Origin of the sequence: Kiloniella sp. (assembly GCF_965205715.1) — a bacterium.
Lineage (GTDB): Bacteria > Pseudomonadota > Alphaproteobacteria > Kiloniellales > Kiloniellaceae > Kiloniella.
The window spans coordinates 159,841-176,593 of the sequence record NZ_CBDBHW010000013.1 but is presented as its reverse complement, the minus strand read 5'-3'; the positions used below and the strand labels follow the sequence as shown (position 1 = coordinate 176,593).

General features: G+C 42.3%; 16 protein-coding genes. 5 read left to right on the top strand and 11 right to left on the bottom strand.

Going from position 1 to position 16,753, the window contains the following annotated elements:
- The first annotated feature begins 11 nt into the window (after positions 1–11).
- From leuS to holA, 3 genes are read left to right on the top strand one after another with little or no spacing between them, the layout of a single operon-like run.
- Entirely contained in the window at positions 12–2,573 is a 2,562-nt protein-coding gene (gene leuS, locus ACOGW3_RS12010) for a leucine--tRNA ligase (protein ID WP_419903191.1), read from the top strand.
- Positions 2,560–3,117 (top strand): LPS assembly lipoprotein LptE, encoded by a 558-nt coding sequence (gene lptE / locus ACOGW3_RS12005; RefSeq protein WP_419903190.1) that lies wholly within the window; start codon positions 2,560–2,562, stop codon positions 3,115–3,117. Before leuS ends, lptE begins: the two co-directional genes overlap by 14 nt.
- A gap of 56 nt (positions 3,118–3,173) precedes the next feature.
- On the top strand, positions 3,174–4,205 hold the full coding sequence (gene holA / locus ACOGW3_RS12000; protein ID WP_419903189.1) for a DNA polymerase III subunit delta: 1,032 nt from the start codon (positions 3,174–3,176) through the stop codon (positions 4,203–4,205).
- Between the two features lie 3 nt (positions 4,206–4,208).
- On the opposite strand, the gene ACOGW3_RS11995 is transcribed toward holA, so the two are convergent.
- The 8 genes from ACOGW3_RS11995 to ACOGW3_RS11960 all read right to left on the bottom strand — a co-directional run bounded on the left by ACOGW3_RS11995 (position 4,209) and on the right by ACOGW3_RS11960 (position 11,693).
- A complete protein-coding gene (locus ACOGW3_RS11995; RefSeq protein WP_419903188.1) occupies positions 4,209–5,138 on the bottom strand; it encodes a ParB/RepB/Spo0J family partition protein in 930 nt (309 codons plus the stop codon).
- 102 nt (positions 5,139–5,240) lie between these two features.
- Positions 5,241–6,083, bottom strand: a complete 843-nt coding sequence (locus ACOGW3_RS11990; protein ID WP_419903187.1) for a ParA family protein — start codon at positions 6,081–6,083, stop codon at positions 5,241–5,243.
- 10 nt (positions 6,084–6,093) lie between these two features.
- Complete coding sequence (rsmG, locus tag ACOGW3_RS11985) at positions 6,094–6,732, bottom strand: 16S rRNA (guanine(527)-N(7))-methyltransferase RsmG (protein WP_419903186.1); 639 nt, start codon at positions 6,730–6,732, stop codon at positions 6,094–6,096.
- Positions 6,722–8,590, bottom strand: a complete 1,869-nt coding sequence (gene mnmG, locus ACOGW3_RS11980; protein ID WP_419903185.1) for a tRNA uridine-5-carboxymethylaminomethyl(34) synthesis enzyme MnmG — start codon at positions 8,588–8,590, stop codon at positions 6,722–6,724. Before mnmG ends, rsmG begins: the two co-directional genes overlap by 11 nt.
- Positions 8,591–8,687: 97 nt before the next feature.
- A complete protein-coding gene (locus ACOGW3_RS11975; protein WP_419903184.1) occupies positions 8,688–8,876 on the bottom strand; it encodes a YqaE/Pmp3 family membrane protein in 189 nt (62 codons plus the stop codon).
- A gap of 216 nt (positions 8,877–9,092) precedes the next feature.
- The gene (gene mnmE, locus ACOGW3_RS11970; RefSeq protein ID WP_419903183.1) at positions 9,093–10,439 is read right to left on the bottom strand and encodes a tRNA uridine-5-carboxymethylaminomethyl(34) synthesis GTPase MnmE; all 1,347 of its coding nucleotides are present in this window, start codon (positions 10,437–10,439) and stop codon (positions 9,093–9,095) included.
- Between the two features lie 112 nt (positions 10,440–10,551).
- Positions 10,552–10,818 carry a DUF6489 family protein gene (locus tag ACOGW3_RS11965; protein ID WP_419903182.1) on the bottom strand — a complete coding sequence of 89 codons (267 nt, stop codon included), beginning with the start codon at positions 10,816–10,818 and terminating at the stop codon, positions 10,552–10,554.
- 128 nt (positions 10,819–10,946) lie between these two features.
- Positions 10,947–11,693: a phosphatase PAP2 family protein gene (locus ACOGW3_RS11960; RefSeq protein ID WP_419903181.1), complete on the bottom strand. Its 747-nt coding sequence runs from the start codon at positions 11,691–11,693 to the stop codon at positions 10,947–10,949.
- A 153-nt stretch (positions 11,694–11,846) separates the two neighbouring features.
- Between ACOGW3_RS11960 and ACOGW3_RS11955 the strand changes: the two genes are divergently transcribed.
- Entirely contained in the window at positions 11,847–12,350 is a 504-nt protein-coding gene (locus ACOGW3_RS11955) for a methylated-DNA--[protein]-cysteine S-methyltransferase (protein WP_419903180.1), read from the top strand.
- A 69-nt stretch (positions 12,351–12,419) separates the two neighbouring features.
- Positions 12,420–13,403: a quinone oxidoreductase family protein gene (locus ACOGW3_RS11950; RefSeq protein WP_419903179.1), complete on the top strand. Its 984-nt coding sequence runs from the start codon at positions 12,420–12,422 to the stop codon at positions 13,401–13,403.
- Between the two features lie 73 nt (positions 13,404–13,476).
- On the opposite strand, the gene rho is transcribed toward ACOGW3_RS11950, so the two are convergent.
- The 3 genes from rho to hemE all read right to left on the bottom strand — a co-directional run bounded on the left by rho (position 13,477) and on the right by hemE (position 16,493).
- Positions 13,477–14,733 (bottom strand): transcription termination factor Rho, encoded by a 1,257-nt coding sequence (gene rho / locus ACOGW3_RS11945; RefSeq protein ID WP_419903178.1) that lies wholly within the window; start codon positions 14,731–14,733, stop codon positions 13,477–13,479.
- Between the two features lie 264 nt (positions 14,734–14,997).
- Positions 14,998–15,441, bottom strand: coding sequence for a protoporphyrinogen oxidase HemJ (gene hemJ, locus ACOGW3_RS11940; protein WP_419903177.1), 444 nt, complete (start codon positions 15,439–15,441; stop codon positions 14,998–15,000).
- A gap of 20 nt (positions 15,442–15,461) precedes the next feature.
- Positions 15,462–16,493: a uroporphyrinogen decarboxylase gene (gene hemE, locus ACOGW3_RS11935; RefSeq protein ID WP_419903176.1), complete on the bottom strand. Its 1,032-nt coding sequence runs from the start codon at positions 16,491–16,493 to the stop codon at positions 15,462–15,464.
- Between the last annotated feature and the right edge of the window lie 260 nt (positions 16,494–16,753).

The window sequence follows — 16,753 nt, the reverse complement described above, 5'->3', positions numbered from 1 at the left end:
TAAGAAGAATTATGACACGCTATAACGTCAAGGAAACTGAAACCAAGTGGCAAAAGGCCTGGGTTGATAACAGCTGTTTTTCCGTCGAAACCAACACGGATAAACCCAAGTATTATGTCTTGGAAATGTTTCCATACCCATCCGGACGCATTCATATGGGCCACGTTCGGAACTACACCATTGGCGATGTCATCTCTCGTTACAAAAAAGCAAAAGGCTTTAACGTCTTGCACCCCATGGGTTGGGATGCCTTTGGTCTCCCTGCTGAGAACGCTGCAATGGCGCGCGGTGTCCATCCAGGTAAGTGGACCTATGAAAATATTGCTGCGATGCGCGAACAGTTACAATCCATGGGTCTATCCATCGATTGGGACCGTGAAATAGCGACTTGTCATCCACAATACTACAAACATGAACAAAAGATGTTCCTGGACTTCCTTAAAGCGGGTCTGGTTGAGCGTAAGGAGTCTTGGGTAAACTGGGACCCCATAGACCATACCGTGCTCGCCAACGAGCAGGTAATCGATGGTAAAGGCTGGCGCTCAGGTGCCGAAGTTGAAAAGCGTAAACTCAGTCAATGGTTCTTCAAAATTACTGATTTTGCCGATGAGCTTCTTGAGGGTTTAGAAACTCTTGATCGTTGGCCGGAAAAAGTCCGCACAATGCAACACAATTGGATTGGCCGTTCTGAGGGGGCACGCGTCTTCTTCCAAATAGCTGATTCTGACGAAAGTATAGAGGTTTACACGACGCGGCCGGATACACTTTTTGGGGCTTCATTCTGTGCTGTATCAGCAAATCACCCCCTCGCCGATAAACTTTCAGCTCAAAACCCTGATCTCAAAGCTTTTATTGCCGAATGCAATAAAATGGGAACCAGTGAAGAAGCCATAGAAAAGGCTGACAAAAAAGGTTTCGATACCGGATTAAAAGTGATCCACCCTCTCGATCCCTCTATCCAGCTACCTATTTATGTTGCCAATTTTGTTCTTATGGATTACGGCACAGGCGCCATATTTGGCTGCCCTGCACACGATCAACGCGATCTGGATTTCGCTAGAAAATATGATCTGACAGTTACTCCAGTTGTTCTTCCTTATGACGAAGACATTGATAGCTTTACCGTTGGTAATGAAGCCTATACCGGCGACGGCAAGATGATCAATTCAGAGTTCCTAGATGGTATGGATAGTGAGACTGCCATAAAGACGGCCATTACTCACCTTGAAGAAAATGGACACGGCAAAGGGACTGTGCAGTTCCGTTTGAGAGACTGGGGCGTTTCTCGCCAACGCTATTGGGGTTGTCCTATCCCGATTGTCTATTGTGACGACTGCGGTGCTGTACCTGTTGCAGAACAGGATCTTCCAATTGAATTGCCAGAAGATGTCTCTTTCGACAAACCCGGTAACCCCATAGCCCATCACCCATCCTGGAAACACACGACTTGCCCTTCTTGTGGTAAAGCTGCCCAGCGCGAAACCGATACCTTTGATACTTTTATGGAATCCTCATGGTATTTCGCACGCTTTTGCAGTCCACGTGCTGAAGGTGCCTTTGAACGTGACGACGTTGATTACTGGTTACCAGTCGATCAGTACATTGGAGGAATTGAACACGCAGTTCTTCATCTTCTATATTCCCGCTTCTTCACCCGTGGTCTGAAAAAATGTGGTTACCTCGGTATGGAAGAGCCCTTTAAGGGACTGTTTACTCAAGGGATGATTTGCCATGAGACCTATCAGGATGCTGATGGTAACTGGCTTTCTCCTGAGGAAATCGAAAAAGATGCAGATGGTGACTTTAAAACTTTAGCGGGTGATTCCGTTAATGTCGGGCCATCCATCAAGATGAGTAAATCCAAAAAGAATACCATAGATCCAGCAGATATTATTGGTAGCTATGGTTCTGATACAGCTCGCTTTTTCATGCTTTCAGACAGTCCTCCTGACCGGGACATGGAGTGGACAGAATCAGGCATTGACGGCTCTTGGCGTTTCACACAACGCCTATGGCGTCTAATTGATGCCCAACTAGATCAATTGCCCGCAGCCAATTCCGCAATGCCCGGCAATTTATCGGATCAGGCAGTTGAGCTGCGCCGTACGGTCCACAAAGCCATAGCTTCTATAAGTGAAAATATTGAAAGCTTTAGGTTCAATGCCGCTGTTGCAAAAATCTATGAGCTAACAAACTATATCGTTCAGTTCAAAACCCAAACAAGCGACGATAATTGGGCTCTAAGAGAAGCATTTGAGATATTGGTCCGCATTATTTCACCAATGATGCCTCATATTGCCGAAGAACTCTGGAATCGCCTCGGCCATTCAGAAATGATCGTAAACGTTGCTTGGCCTACAGCCGATGACAAGCTTACTGTTGATGAAACAATTACCTTACCAGTTCAGGTTAATGGCAAGCTTAGAGCTAATATTACGATGGCTATTGATGCCTCTGAAGATGATATAAAAGCAGCTGCAACAGCAGAAGCAGCCGTTCTACGTGCAATTGGTGAAAAAGAAATTCGTAAAATTATCGTTGTAAAAAATCGGATTGTGAATGTTGTCATATAAGAAAGAAATAAAGGTGCTTGCTACGTCCAAAATGAAACGTTTATTCGTCTCATTAAGCCTCGTTTTTGCCTTTATCACCTTATCAGCATGTGGGTTTCAGCCGATCTATCAGAAAAATTCTGAATCGGGTTATTCATCAAATCAGTACTTACAAACGATAAGAATAGACGCTCTTCCTGATCGCCCCGGGCAGATTCTACACAACATGTTAAGAGACAGAATGAACCCTCTGGGACAGCCCAGACAGCCTCTTTACAACTTAAAGAACAGAATAACTGAGACTACAAAAGATCTTGCTGTACGGCTTGATAATACGACTTCACGAACAAATTTGACGATCCTATCCGAATATCAATTGGTTCGATTATCAGACCAAAAGGTGGTATTTTCAGGAAAATCGAGATCTACCAACAGCTTTGATGAGCTGGATGATCCTTATACCAACCTTGTTGCCGAAGATACCGCTAGAAAGCGTGTGTTAAGACAAGTTGCTGATGACATATCACTACAAATCGGGGCCTATTTTACAAAAGCTAATAAATAGCGCCAATTTTTATAATCTTTTCTACTTAGATATAATTATTCACTGGATCTTGAATTTTGAAAATAGCCCCAGCCAAGGCCGATGTATTTTCCAAATCTCCTGACTCACTAATTAGAGCCGTGCTTGTTTACGGTCCTGATGAAGGTCTGGTTCAAGAACGCAGTAAAAATCTTTTAATGTCTGTGGTCGATGATCCACTTGATCCGTTTCGAATTGTCGATCTAGATAATGACCAGTTAAAAAAACAACCTGCCCTTCTTTCAGACGAAGCTGCAGCCATTTCAATGATGGGTGGAAGGCGGGTCGTAAAAATCAGGAGTGCGGGGGATGCACTTGCTCCCCTGATTAAAGAATTTCTACAAAGCCCCGTTGGTGATGCCTTAATCATTTTTGAAGGCGGCGATCTACCCGCTCGTTCTAAACTCAGAAAAACATTTGAGGCTGATAAATTAGCTGCTGCAGTTGCCTGTTACAAAGATGATGAAAAAAGTCTCCCAGGTGTAATTCGCCAAACCATTGAAAATGAAGGTCTTTTTATTTCAAACGACGCTCTCAGCTTCCTCGTTGCAAATCTTGGTACTGATAGACGCTTAACGCGGCGAGAGATACAAAAATTATGCCTCTACAAAGGAAAAAATTCCGGGAATATAGAACTCGAGGATGCAATGGCCTGTGTCGGTGACATGGCTACATTAACTCTCGATGATCTTGCAATATCTGTTGGGATGGGAAATATCCAAAATTTAGAAAAGCATTTGCTTCGGGCACAACAAGAGAGCCAAAATGCGGTTACCATACTACGTGCTGTTTCAAGGCATTTTCAAAAGCTTCATATGATTTCAGGTTTGGTTGCACAGGGAGTCCCAATGGATAAAGCTGTAGGAACACTCCGCCCGCCACTTTTTTGGAAAGTAGCCGAACCCTTTAAAGCCCAGGCACGAAAATGGTCTCCTAAGGCCTTATCCACAGCTTTGGGCATGTTGATGGAAACCGAAGCTAATTGTAAAAAAACCGGTTCACCAGCTGAACTGCTCTGTTCACGTACCCTGTTGGAAATTACAGCAAAAGCACCGACTAGATCACGTTAGATTTTATTCAACAGGTTGGGTCAACCTGTGCAACACATTATCAAGTTGCTCTAAAGTATCATAAGAGATACTCAAAGCCCCGCCTTGGCCATGAAAATCTATCGTCACTTTCAATCCCAGCATATTGGATAAGTCCCGCTCAAGAGCAAGCGTATCAGCATCTTTCTGAGTTCCTGTTGACGGTTTTATTTTACTACTGGTTAACTTAGGTTTTTGGACTTCCGCTTCAGGAGAAATAGCTAATTCGCTTTTCAGTGCTTTAGCTAAACGCTCCGTTTCTCTAACAGATAAATCTTTAGCTGTAATTTGTTGAGCAAGATCAATAGGATCTTCAGTTCCAATAAGTGCCCGCGCATGCCCAGCACTAATATCCCCCTTTTCCACCAAGTCCTGAACATCTATAGGCAAACTTAGCAGCCGTAACATATTGGCAATGTGACTGCGGCTTTTCCCAATTATCTTGGCGACATCATCTTGTTTATGGCCAAACTCATCCATAAGACGGCGGTAACTGGTGGCTTCTTCTATAGGGGTAAGGTCTTGCCGTTGTACATTCTCTATAATTGCGACTTGGAGTACTTCAGCGTCGTTTAATTCGCGTATAACAACGGGAATTTCATGTAACTGAGCCTGTTGGCAAGCACGCCACCGTCGTTCACCAGCCACAATTTCGTATTCAGCTGAATGTTCAGGGTGTCTACGTACCAGAATGGGCTGCAACAGCCCAGACTGCAATATAGAGTTTGCAAGTGTGGTAAGCGCTTCTTCATCAAAATGGCGGCGAGGCTGATTTAAATTTGGATGAATATGCTCGATTGGAACCTGCTTAGAAGAACGCACCTTATCCAAAGACGCATAATCTTCCTCTTCATCACCAAACAGAGCAGCGAGTCCGCGGCCTAAATTAGTCCGTTTATCCTGTGGTTCACCCAAGACTCTACCCTCTCGATTAACTGGGGGGATTTTATCCCCTATAAAATTGATACTTTAACGTATCCAAAACGATATATTTAATAAATATGATGCTATTTAAAACTAGGCAACGGCTACTTCAGAAAGAGAAATCTGTTCATTCCTCAAGATCTCACCCGCAAGTTTGATATAAGCTTGGGATCCAGCGCAGGCAACATCATATAAGAGCACTGGTTTTCCGTGAGAAGGAGCCTCTGAAACACGTACATTCCTTGGAATAACGGTTTTAAATACTTTCTCACCGAGAAAGGCCCTGACATCAGCTGCAACCATCTCGCAAAGATTATTACGTCTGTCATACATCGTAAGGACCACACCTTGTATAACCAGGCGTCTGTTGAGGCCCCTCTTCACCCGATCTATAGTACGCAAAAGGTGAGACAAACCTTCCAATGCATAAAATTCGGTCTGAAGTGGAACCAACACCGCATCAGAAGCCACCAAAGCATTCAACGTCAAAAGACCAAGTGCGGGTGGACAATCGATAAGGATGTAATCAAATTTATCAAGCAGGGGCCCGATAGCATTGACCAGTTTGAACTCCCTCTCAGGCAAATTAACCAGCTCTAATTCCGCACCGGATAACTCAACACCTGATGAGATAACACTCATACGAGGGACATCAGTTGGACGAATAGCACTTGTTATCTCTATGCCTTCGATCATCACCTGGTAAATACTTTTTTGCCGGGCATCCGCTTCGACACCAAGACCCGTACTTGCATTTCCCTGGGGGTCTAAATCAATAATCAGAACCTTTTTCTTACAAGCAGCCAAGGCCGTTGCAAGGTTAACAGTTGTGGTAGTCTTCCCCACCCCGCCCTTCTGATTAGCGATAGACCAGACCTTAGCTTGTGATCGTTTAGCACTTGAAATTATGTCGATATCTTGTAGTGACACGATCAATTCCCCCAAATTATAGTAGTTTGAGGTTCAATATCGTCGCATCCGGATCAGACAGAGACTTGTACCTCGACACCTTCATAGTCCACTTTTTCTCGGCTTCGGTCAATTCCTGATCTACCTTTCTCCCCTTTAAAAGTAAAAATTCAGGATCAATTTCAGGTCTAGAAGCCTCAATAAAGGGATGGGCAAACTCCAGGATCTTATATAACGGGGCAAAAGCTCGTGCGGTAAAGACATCAACAGGAAAGGGTTTAATTTTCTCAATTCTATCATTGTGAACAATAAGACCCGCATCTGTTTCACGTGAAACTTCGCGAAGGAATGTAGATTTTTTCAAATCAGATTCCATAGCGTGTACTTCCCCGACACCAAGAATAGCAAGAATTAATGAGGGAAAACCTGCACCACTCCCAAAATCAACAACAACCTTTTTATTTCTCGACGTTGAATTAGAGATATATTTAACCAATTGGGCTGAGTCCAGAAAATGGCGTTGCCATAAATCGGGAATAGTATCCCTGCCAACTAGATTAATTGCTTTATTCCACTTAATAAGGAGAGCGGCATAGCAATTTAGCTTTTCTTCTGTTTCACGTGAAACATCAATAAACTGCTTAAAATCATCAACAGAGAAGTTATTATGCGACATCATATTTATCTAATCGTCTAACGAAACGGAGAAGGGAAACAAGAGCTGCAGGTGTAACCCCTGATATTCTAGAAGCAGCGCCTAGTGTATCGGGTCGAGCCTGATTTAATTTTTGAACGATTTCATTTGAAAGACTAGGCACCGATGCATAATCGAGATTGTTTGGTAACTTGAGAGCTTCATCTTTCCTGAAAGCGCGTATATCAGCATCTTGGCGTTCAATGTATCCAGCATAACTGGCATCAATTTCTAACTGTTCGACAATTAGCGGATTGAAGCTTTCAAGTTCAGGCCAGACTTTACTTAAGACATCAATTGTCACATCGGGATATCTTAATAGATCAAAGATACTCCGTCTTTGTCCATCCCTATTAACATTGATTCCATAAGCAATAAGTTCATTAGGAGTTGCCTTATGAGATTCTGCAAACTCTCGTGCTGATGACAGTTGCTTCATTTTATCTTTAAAATGAGAAGATCTTTCAGAACCCACGCATCCTATTTCTAGACCTAATCCAGTCAGTCTTTGATCCGCATTATCAGCTCTTAGTTTTAACCTATATTCTGCTCTACTGGTAAACATCCGGTAGGGTTCGGTTACCCCTAAACTAACCAAGTCATCAATCATAACCCCCATATAAGCATCAGCGCGATCCAACACAAAATCACGATCAGAGCCTGATGATTTCAAAGCTGCATTTACACCCGCTAATAGCCCTTGTGCACCGGCTTCTTCATAGCCGGTAGTCCCGTTAATTTGACCAGCAAAATACAGCCCTGGAATTTTAAGGGTTTCAAGAGTAGGTCGAAGTTCTCTGGGATCGACATAATCATATTCGATGGCATAGCCAGGTTGCAGAATTTTTGCTTTCTCCAGTCCCGGTATGGTTTTTAAAAAAGCTTGCTGAACATCTTCTGGTAACGAAGTTGAAATACCATTTGGATAAACGTTTATGTCATCCAATCCTTCAGGCTCCAAGAATATTTGATGTCGTTCTTTCTCCTTGAAACGAACCACCTTATCTTCGATAGAAGGACAATAACGAGGACCCTTACTTTCAATCTGGCCGGAATACATCGGAGATTGATCAATGTTATCACTGATAACCAGATGAGTATCGGGATTGGTATAGGTTATATGACACGCCACCTGATCTTGGGTGATTTCAGAAGTCATATAAGAAAACGGTTCAGGTGGCTGATCCCCTGGTTGTTCCACCAGAGATGAATAGTCGATTGTATTAGTATCCAGCCGAGCCGGAGTACCTGTTTTAAGACGACCAAGTTCAAAACCAAATCTGGTTAATGTCTGTGATAAACCGATTGCTGGTTCATCCCCTACTCTACCTGCTGGAACTTGTTTTTTACCAAGATGAATAAGCCCGTTTAAGAAAGTCCCGGTTGTTAAAACAACTGCTCCCGCATCATAAACATCACCCTTAGCCGTGATAACACCACAGCAACAATTATCATCATCCAGTTTTAGATCTTCTACAGCAGCTTCTAAAATTGTCAGATTTTCTTGCTCATCTAGGAGGTCTTGAATGGCTTGTTTATAAAGTTTTCGATCTGCTTGTGCTCTGGGCCCACGAACGGCAGGTCCTTTACTACGATTAAGTACACGAAATTGAATACCACCACGATCAATGGCCTTTGCCATCAAACCATCTAAAGCATCAATTTCTCTGACGAGATGTCCCTTGCCCAATCCCCCGATAGCGGGATTACAAGACATAACACCAATTGTACTTTTTTTATGGGTAATCAAAAGCGTTTGAGCACCGGTGCGCGCAGCAGAGGCAGCAGCCTCTGTACCCGCATGTCCACCACCAACAACTATTACGTCATATTTTTGCATAACAGATCACTTTATAATCAATCCGATTTCAGTCAAATGGAGCATCTACCAAAACAATTTTGGTAAACTATATCTAACAGTTGACCCAAATCCCATTCTACTCACCAAGAGCATCTTTAATTTTTTGATCCGTTTTGTATTGGCTCAAAGCATATACAGACCAGATTGCAGCGATCGGCCACCCGATCAATGTAATTTGTAAAATCAAACAAATTATACCAGCTATTGGTTTTCCAATTGTAAAAAACTGAAGCCATGGAATTAACAGAGCCAATAATAAGCGCATTCTATTTCCCCTTACCTGCGAATGAGATCATGTTTTCGATTATCGGTGTAACCTGTTTCGAGCATTTTTTTGCGAACATACGGTTACAGATCATTTAAACTGAATTATTAAACCTCAAACTAAGATCTATTCAGTTCATGTTATCTTTGGTTATGTTTCACGTGAAACACCAAACGTTCAAAGTTTAAGAACGTACCTTATGTAAGCTAAAAGCAATTATTTTCCAATGCAAAAATCGCGGAAAATGACATCCAGAAGATCTTCTACGTCTACTTTACCGGTAATACGGCCCAAATGCCGTGTTGCCAACCTTAGGTCTTCGGCACATAACTCAGGGAGTTCAATGGTCAAGGATCGAGATAAGGCATCCGTTGTATCTTGCAAAGCCGATCGATGTCTTTGTCGGGTAATACTAGAAGACGAACCAGTAATACCCATATTGGCGACTACTGCATCATTGAGATGTGCCAAAAGTTTGTCGATCCCATAACCTGATTTAGCAGAAATATGTAATGTTTCTATTTCCATTTTTAAATCTGGTGTAACAACAGCATCATCACACTTATTTAACAGAATAAGGCTTGGACTATCAGTGAGAAGGTCTAACGTCGACTGGTCCAAATTATTGTAATCCTTGATATCAAAAACAGCCAAAAGAAGATCTGCTGATTCAGCATGTGATTTTGCACGTCGGATACCTTCGAGCTCAATACCATCTGTTGTATGTAATTCCAGGTCACGTAGCCCTGCGGTATCAGATAACATGACCGGATAGCCAGATAGATCCAAATGTACTTCTATAATGTCACGGGTTGTACCCGCTACATCAGATACTATTGCGACTTCACGTCTCGCTAATGCATTAATTAAAGAAGATTTTCCGGCGTTTGGTGGACCGACAATGGCAATGGAAAAACCATCTCTTAGTCTTTCTCCGCGGTGTCCGTCTTCAAGATGTTGATTAACTTCACCCATCAAAGACTTTATATTGTGCTTTACCTGATCGGAAATTCCTTCTTCCAGCTCTTCGTCTGGAAAGTCAATTTCAGCTTCCAGGTAAGCAAGCGTGCGTACTAAACGATCCCTCCAGCCTTCAATCAAACGGGAGAGTTCTCCGTCCATCTGACGAATGGCCTGTTTGCGCTGGGCTTCTGTTTCAGCTGCAATGAGGTCGGAAAGACCTTCAACTTCAGTCAGATCAAGCTTGTCATTATTAAATGCACGACGGGTAAATTCACCTGCTTCAGCAGGCCTAAATCCTGGTATTTTTGCGAGAGCTTCAATAGCGCCTGTTACAACGGCTCTACCACCATGCAAGTGTAATTCAACAACATCTTCACCGGTAAAACTGGCAGGTCCTGGAAACCATAGACCAAGACAACGATCTATTTCAGAACCATCAGTGGGATCTGATAATTTAATCAAACTTGCAAGACGTGGTTCGGGCTGATGCGATGACATCTTTGCCCAAACAGCTTTAGAGTTCGCACCGGAAATTCTTATTACAGCAACACCTGCTTGGCCAGGGGCTGTAGATAAGGCATAAATTGTCTCAGACGCCATGTTCTTTACACTCAGAAATCATTTGAGTACGACACAATAAGCGTACAGACAAACAAGGTCAAAGTTGATTACCGCATAACTGTACTGCTGATAGCTTATAAGCTGTCAGGCCTTAATCACTATCATTACTCTTCGTATTTTGAGGAGAAAACTGTGACCAAAACATCTTTTGCATTTGATCCAAACCCTTCATTGAATCAGGTACAGAACTCGGCATCCAGGATTTCATGAGTGCTTCGGGATCGCTTGTTTGAATCATTTCCATCATTTTTTGACGAATTTCTGCCATTGCTTCTTCTTGAAGCGCAGTCACATCAGGTAAACCAAGAAACCGGCGCGCTTCTTCAGGGGTACAATCTACATCCACTGTAAACTTCAACTCATTACTCCCACTTATATCCAAACAAGATAATTTTTATAGGATCTCAGATTTTTAAAGATCAGTATAGAAACAATCTTTCAATAGTTAATGTTTCCCGTGAAACACTCTGATTGACAGATATCAATTTAAGAAAGGTTAGCTGTAAATTTTTTAATTATTTTAAGCTGGAATAATTTTAGAACACCTCTCCTTACCCAATGAAGCAAAGGGCTATAGATAATCCAGATGGCGATTATACAAGCCAGCAGCATTCCCCCGATCCAGACATCGCCAAACCAATGACCGCCACCAACCATTCTTGGAGTAGCATTAATCAAAGCAAAGACAGAAAGTAAAATACCATATTTACGGCCAAAATAACGCCAGGAAAGTATTGCTGTCACAAAGGAAATAGCGGCGTGGTCACTTGGAAAAGATTTTCTGGTGCCGGTTTTTACCTCTAACCAACTCACGAGATCATTAATATTTACAAAGGGTTTTAGAACTTGAGAGGGGCTTTGGTGATAATAGTGTTCAAACCCACGTGAAATCAGCACCATGATTAATACAACTGAAATCACTAACAACATCACCCTTGAGAAACGCTCAGCTAAATCGTTTTCACGGTTTTTTATAAGATAAAAAAGACAAACAGCTCCAAGAAAAACAGCACAGAAAGTATCAAATAATCTGCTGTTTGTGATCGACCAATAGCCGTTCCATATCCCCCTGCCTTCTTGAAGAGATCCATTGAGGGCAAAAAAGATTGTATCATCCCAGGGAGTCTTAAAATCATTCCCGATAGTACTTAAAATAATAGCTATGAATACGACATTCCAGATCACCAGCTTTTTAAAATTCCAACTCGAAATGTCTTTTTTAGCGCTTACCACTTTTCGTCCTTCTTACAAAGAAGATGATAATTATCATCTTTAAGGGCATAATTATTAACTCAACAGTATCTAAGAGATAAACTGATATTGATCTGACATACGATCATCATAAGTAATGACCTATCACCACGACGACTTCAATCAGGAACAGATATGTATCAACTGACATTTTTATCCCCACAGGGTCTATTAAATATTTCGGAGGATAATGAAAAGCTTGTCAGCTTGAATTGGGTCGATAGTTCCACTCCCTTAAATAAGGATGAAACACCTCTCCTTCTTCGGGTAAAAGAACAAATTTTGGAATATTTTGAAGGTAAAAGAACATCTTTTGATGACCTACCACTCCATCCAAAGGGCACCCAATTTCAACAAAATGTTTGGAAAGCTCTTTATGATATCCCTTATGGAAAAGTAAAAACTTACGGTGATATTGCACGTGAAGTAACTTCTGTAGCTAGAGCAGTTGGTGGTGCTTGTGGTGCAAATCCAATACCAATCATTATTCCTTGTCATCGTGTTATAGCTGGAAACCAAAATTTAGGTGGTTTTTCTGGAGGCCAAAAAGGCCAGGGAAGCACATCCAAAAAAGAATTACTTTTGATAGAAGGTTATGAAATGTTTGAGGATAAACAACCTGGCCTGCCAGGTTTGTGATAATCTCAGAATAAAAATAACAATTGGGAAAAACAATTCTCAACTTTTTTAGTAGGAGTTAATAATCGCATGAATAAAGCTGTCCGATTTTATGAATATGGTGGAGCTGATGTCTTAAAATATGAAGACCACGATATTGGAGCTCCTGGTGAAGGCCAAATTCGACTTAAACAAACAGCTGTTGGTCTCAATTTTATCGATGTATATCACCGTACGGGCCTTTATCCGCAAGCTTCTCTTCCCTCTGGGATTGGTCTTGAAGCTGCGGGTGTTATTGAAGAGATCGGTCCTGGGGTTACAGATCTGCACATCGGAGACCGGGTAGCCTATGGTACAGGTCCGATAGGATCCTATGCTGAACATAGAATTATTCCCGCTGATAAAGTCATTTTAATCCCGGAAAGAATCTCAGACAATCACGCTGCATCCATGATGCTGCAGGGAATGACAACTGAATATTTGATAAGAAGAACTTACTGTGTCCAACCCGGGGATACTGTGCTGTTCCATGCAGCAGCGGGGGGTGTCGGATCCATAGCGACCCAATGGTTAAATTCCTTGGGTGCAACAGTGATTGGAACTGTTGGTTCAGAAGAAAAGGCAGCCTTGGCAAAATCAAACGGCTGTCATCATACAATCAACTACAAAACGGATGATTTTGTTGATCAGGTGAAAGATATTACCGATGGAAAAGGTGTTAACGTCGTATATGATTCCGTCGGTAAAGATACTTTTATGGGATCGCTTGACTGCCTCAAAGTCAGGGGAACGATGGTCACCTTTGGTAATGCATCTGGACCCGTGCCAGCAATAGAGCCCCTCATCCTCAATGGAAAAGGTGGTCTGTACCTGACAAGACCAAGTTTAGCGCACTATTGCGGAACCCATGAAGACATGGTGGCATCTGCAACGTCCCTATTTAATGCTGTTTCATCTGGATCAATCAAGATCGAGGTAAAACAAAGCTATGCTCTATCTGAAATACAAAAAGCACATCAAGACCTTGAGGCCCGAAAAACTACGGGATCAACGATCTTAATTCCAGATCATTAAAGCTATTCTTACCAATTGAAACAAAAAAGGGCCGCTGAATGCGACCCTTTTTTTATAGCAAAATTAATGAAGATTACTGATTCATAGAATCAAAGAACTCTTCGTTATTTTTAGAAGTTTTCAGTTTCTCAACCAGGAACTCTACGGAATCTGTAACACCCATTGGGGTAAGAATACGACGTAGAACCCACATTTTCCCGAGGGTATTTTTCTCGACCAGAAGCTCTTCCTTACGTGTACCAGATTTACTGATATCAATCGCAGGATAGGTTCGTTTATCAGAAAGTTTACGATCTAGAACGATCTCTGAGTTACCCGTACCTTTAAACTCTTCAAAGATAACCTCGTCCATACGGCTACCAGTGTCGATAAGAGCGGTAGAGATGATCGTCAGGCTGCCGCCCTCTTCGATGTTCCTGGCAGCACCAAAGAAGCGCTTAGGACGTTGTAGAGCGTTTGCATCAACACCACCGGTCAATACTTTACCTGAACTTGGTACAACGGTGTTGTAAGCCCGTGCTAGACGCGTGATAGAGTCCAAAAGGATCACAACATCCTTTTTGTGCTCAACAAGACGTTTCGCCTTCTCTAGCACCATCTCAGTGACCTGTACGTGACGGTGTGCAGGCTCATCAAAAGTAGAACTAACCACCTCACCCTTCACAGAGCGAGCCATGTCAGTCACCTCTTCCGGACGTTCGTCAATGAGGAGAACAATAAGGAATACTTCTGGATGATTGGTCGCGATTGAGTGCGCAATATTTTGCATCAAGACCGTTTTACCAGTTCTTGGTGGCGCAACGATCAAGGCACGCTGACCTTTACCCAGTGGTGTAACCAGATCAATAACACGTGTGGTCATATCTTTGGTTGTTGGATCATCTAATTCAAGTTTGAGCTTTTCGTCCGGATATAGCGGCGTCAGGTTATCAAAATTGATTCTGTGACGAGAAGATTCCGGTTGATCAAAGTTAATTGAGTTAACCTTGAGAAGAGCAAAATATCGTTCCCCATCTTTAGGAGCGCGGATCTGCCCCTCAACTGTATCCCCGGTTCGCAAACCAAATCTACGAACCTGGCTTGGACTGACATAAATGTCGTCTGGTCCAGGTAGATAGTTTGATTCTGGGGCTCGTAAGAAGCCAAATCCATCTTGGAGAATTTCTAAAACACCAGAGCCAAATATTGGCACATCGTTCTCAGCCATTTGTTTAAGGATGGCGAACATCATGTCCTGCTTACGCAGGGTGCTGGCGTTCTCGATTTCAAGCTCTTCCGCAAGCTTTAGCAGCTCGGCGGGGCTTTTTAGTTTGAGATCTTGTAAGTTCATATGATGGAAAGGTTCGGTTCAGTCGGAAATAAAAAATGAACGGGATGATTTTTAGAATGCAACATACAAGTTAAGAATTGTAAAAGGCCTCGCCGATATTCAGACGCACCTAAGAGATCAATTTTAATGCTACATATTCTAAAGGTAGGGCAACGGACTTAAGAAGTGGCCCGCATTCGTTAGCGGGGTGAATTATAGTACCTCAAAAAGGAAGTCAAGTAAAAGAATTCTCACAAATCTTGGTTTTGAAAGATAATTCTATAATTAAAACGGCTTAACAATCACAAAAATTACGATAAGAATCATAAGCAAAGTCGGAATTTCATTGGCAAAGCGATAAAATTTTTGACTTTTGGTGTTCTTATCAGCCTGAAAAGCCTTCATCCACTTGGAAGATGCGCCATGAAAACCCATCAGGAGAAAAAGAAATAAAAACTTACCGTGAAACCAACCTTCACGATAAGCTTCAGCGTCTAAAACCAGCAAAATACCAAAAATCCAACTTGCGGCCATTGCAGGCGTCATGATGAAACGGAAAAGCTTCCGCTCCATCACTTTAAAAATCTCTGAACGCTCTGATCCCACAGGTACCTGGGTATGATAAACAAAGATTCTTGGCAGATATAACAAGCCAGCCATCCATGAGATGACAGAAATGATATGCAGGGCTTTAATCCAGAGATAGCCCTCTCCCAAAAATCCAGCCATTTTTCTTTTCCTGACGGTAATCAGCCCCTGACGAGCTTAAGCATATGTTCGACGTGTTCTATCGGCGTTTGCGGGACAATGCCATGACCTAAGTTGAAAATAAAGGGACCATCACTGAGATCTGATAGAATTTGTTCGATTGAACGATCGAGAAGCTCTCCACCGGCAACCAGAAGCAGCGGATCAAGGTTTCCTTGGACTGTTACATGCGGTTGAAGGTTATCTCTCGCCCAAGCCGTAGAAAGAGTTGTATCCAAACCTAGGCCATCTGCTCCGCTCTCTTTAGCAAAGATTGGATAGCTATTTCCTACTCCCTTTGGAAAGAGAATAACTGGGACATCGGGATAAACAGATTTGATTCCAGCTATAATTCTTTCGCAAGGTTCCAAACACCAACGGCGAAGAGCAAATTCTGGCCATACACCTGCCCAGGAATCAAAAATCTGAACGGTCTCAGCTCCGCTTTCAATTTGTTTTATGAGATATCGTGTTGTTGCTTCTACTACCAGATTGATAATTTTATCGAATTCTTCTGGTCTGGAAAAAGCCCAGGTTTTTGCTTTTGCATAATCTTTGGAAGAACCACCCTCGATCATATAACTGGCTACAGTCCAAGGAGCACCAGCAAATCCGATTAAAGTTGTTTCTTTGGGTAGCTCTTCTTTTAAACGTCCAAGGGTTTCATATATTGGGGCAAGATGTTCATGAAGATTATCCATATTTAATCTATCAAGATCTTCAATGGAATTTAGAGGCTCAAGCTTTGGCCCAACACCTTCTTCAAACCACACATTTTGACCAAGTGCATGTGGTATCACCAGGATATCACTGAACATTATCGAAGCATCAAATCCAAAACGCCTAATGGGTTGAAGCGTTACTTCTACAGCTAAATCAGGGTTATAACAAAGATCGAGGAACCCATTCGCTGATGCTCTGGTTTTTCGATATTCGGGTAAAAAGCGTCCTGCTTGGCGCATAAGCCAGATTGGTGTGCGTTCCGTTTTTTCGCCTTTTAGAGCACGGATCATGAGTTTGTTTTCGGTCTTCACGATCTTTTCGAACCTCGCGTTAAAAGTTATCTCTATTAATATACTATGTATTAGTAATTATTTGTTGTTGTTGTAGATCCCTGTGAATCACGAGGATTGTTTAGTTATTCATAACTTGTCCGCAACCTTCAAGCTCTCAATTTCGTTTTTCACATCTTCTGTGAGTCTTCACGTGGATCAAAAATAGCGACTCCTCAGAGAGTCATGGAGTCCAAAAATTCACTTAATTATGTGAATCACGGGGATAACTTTCTTTGTGT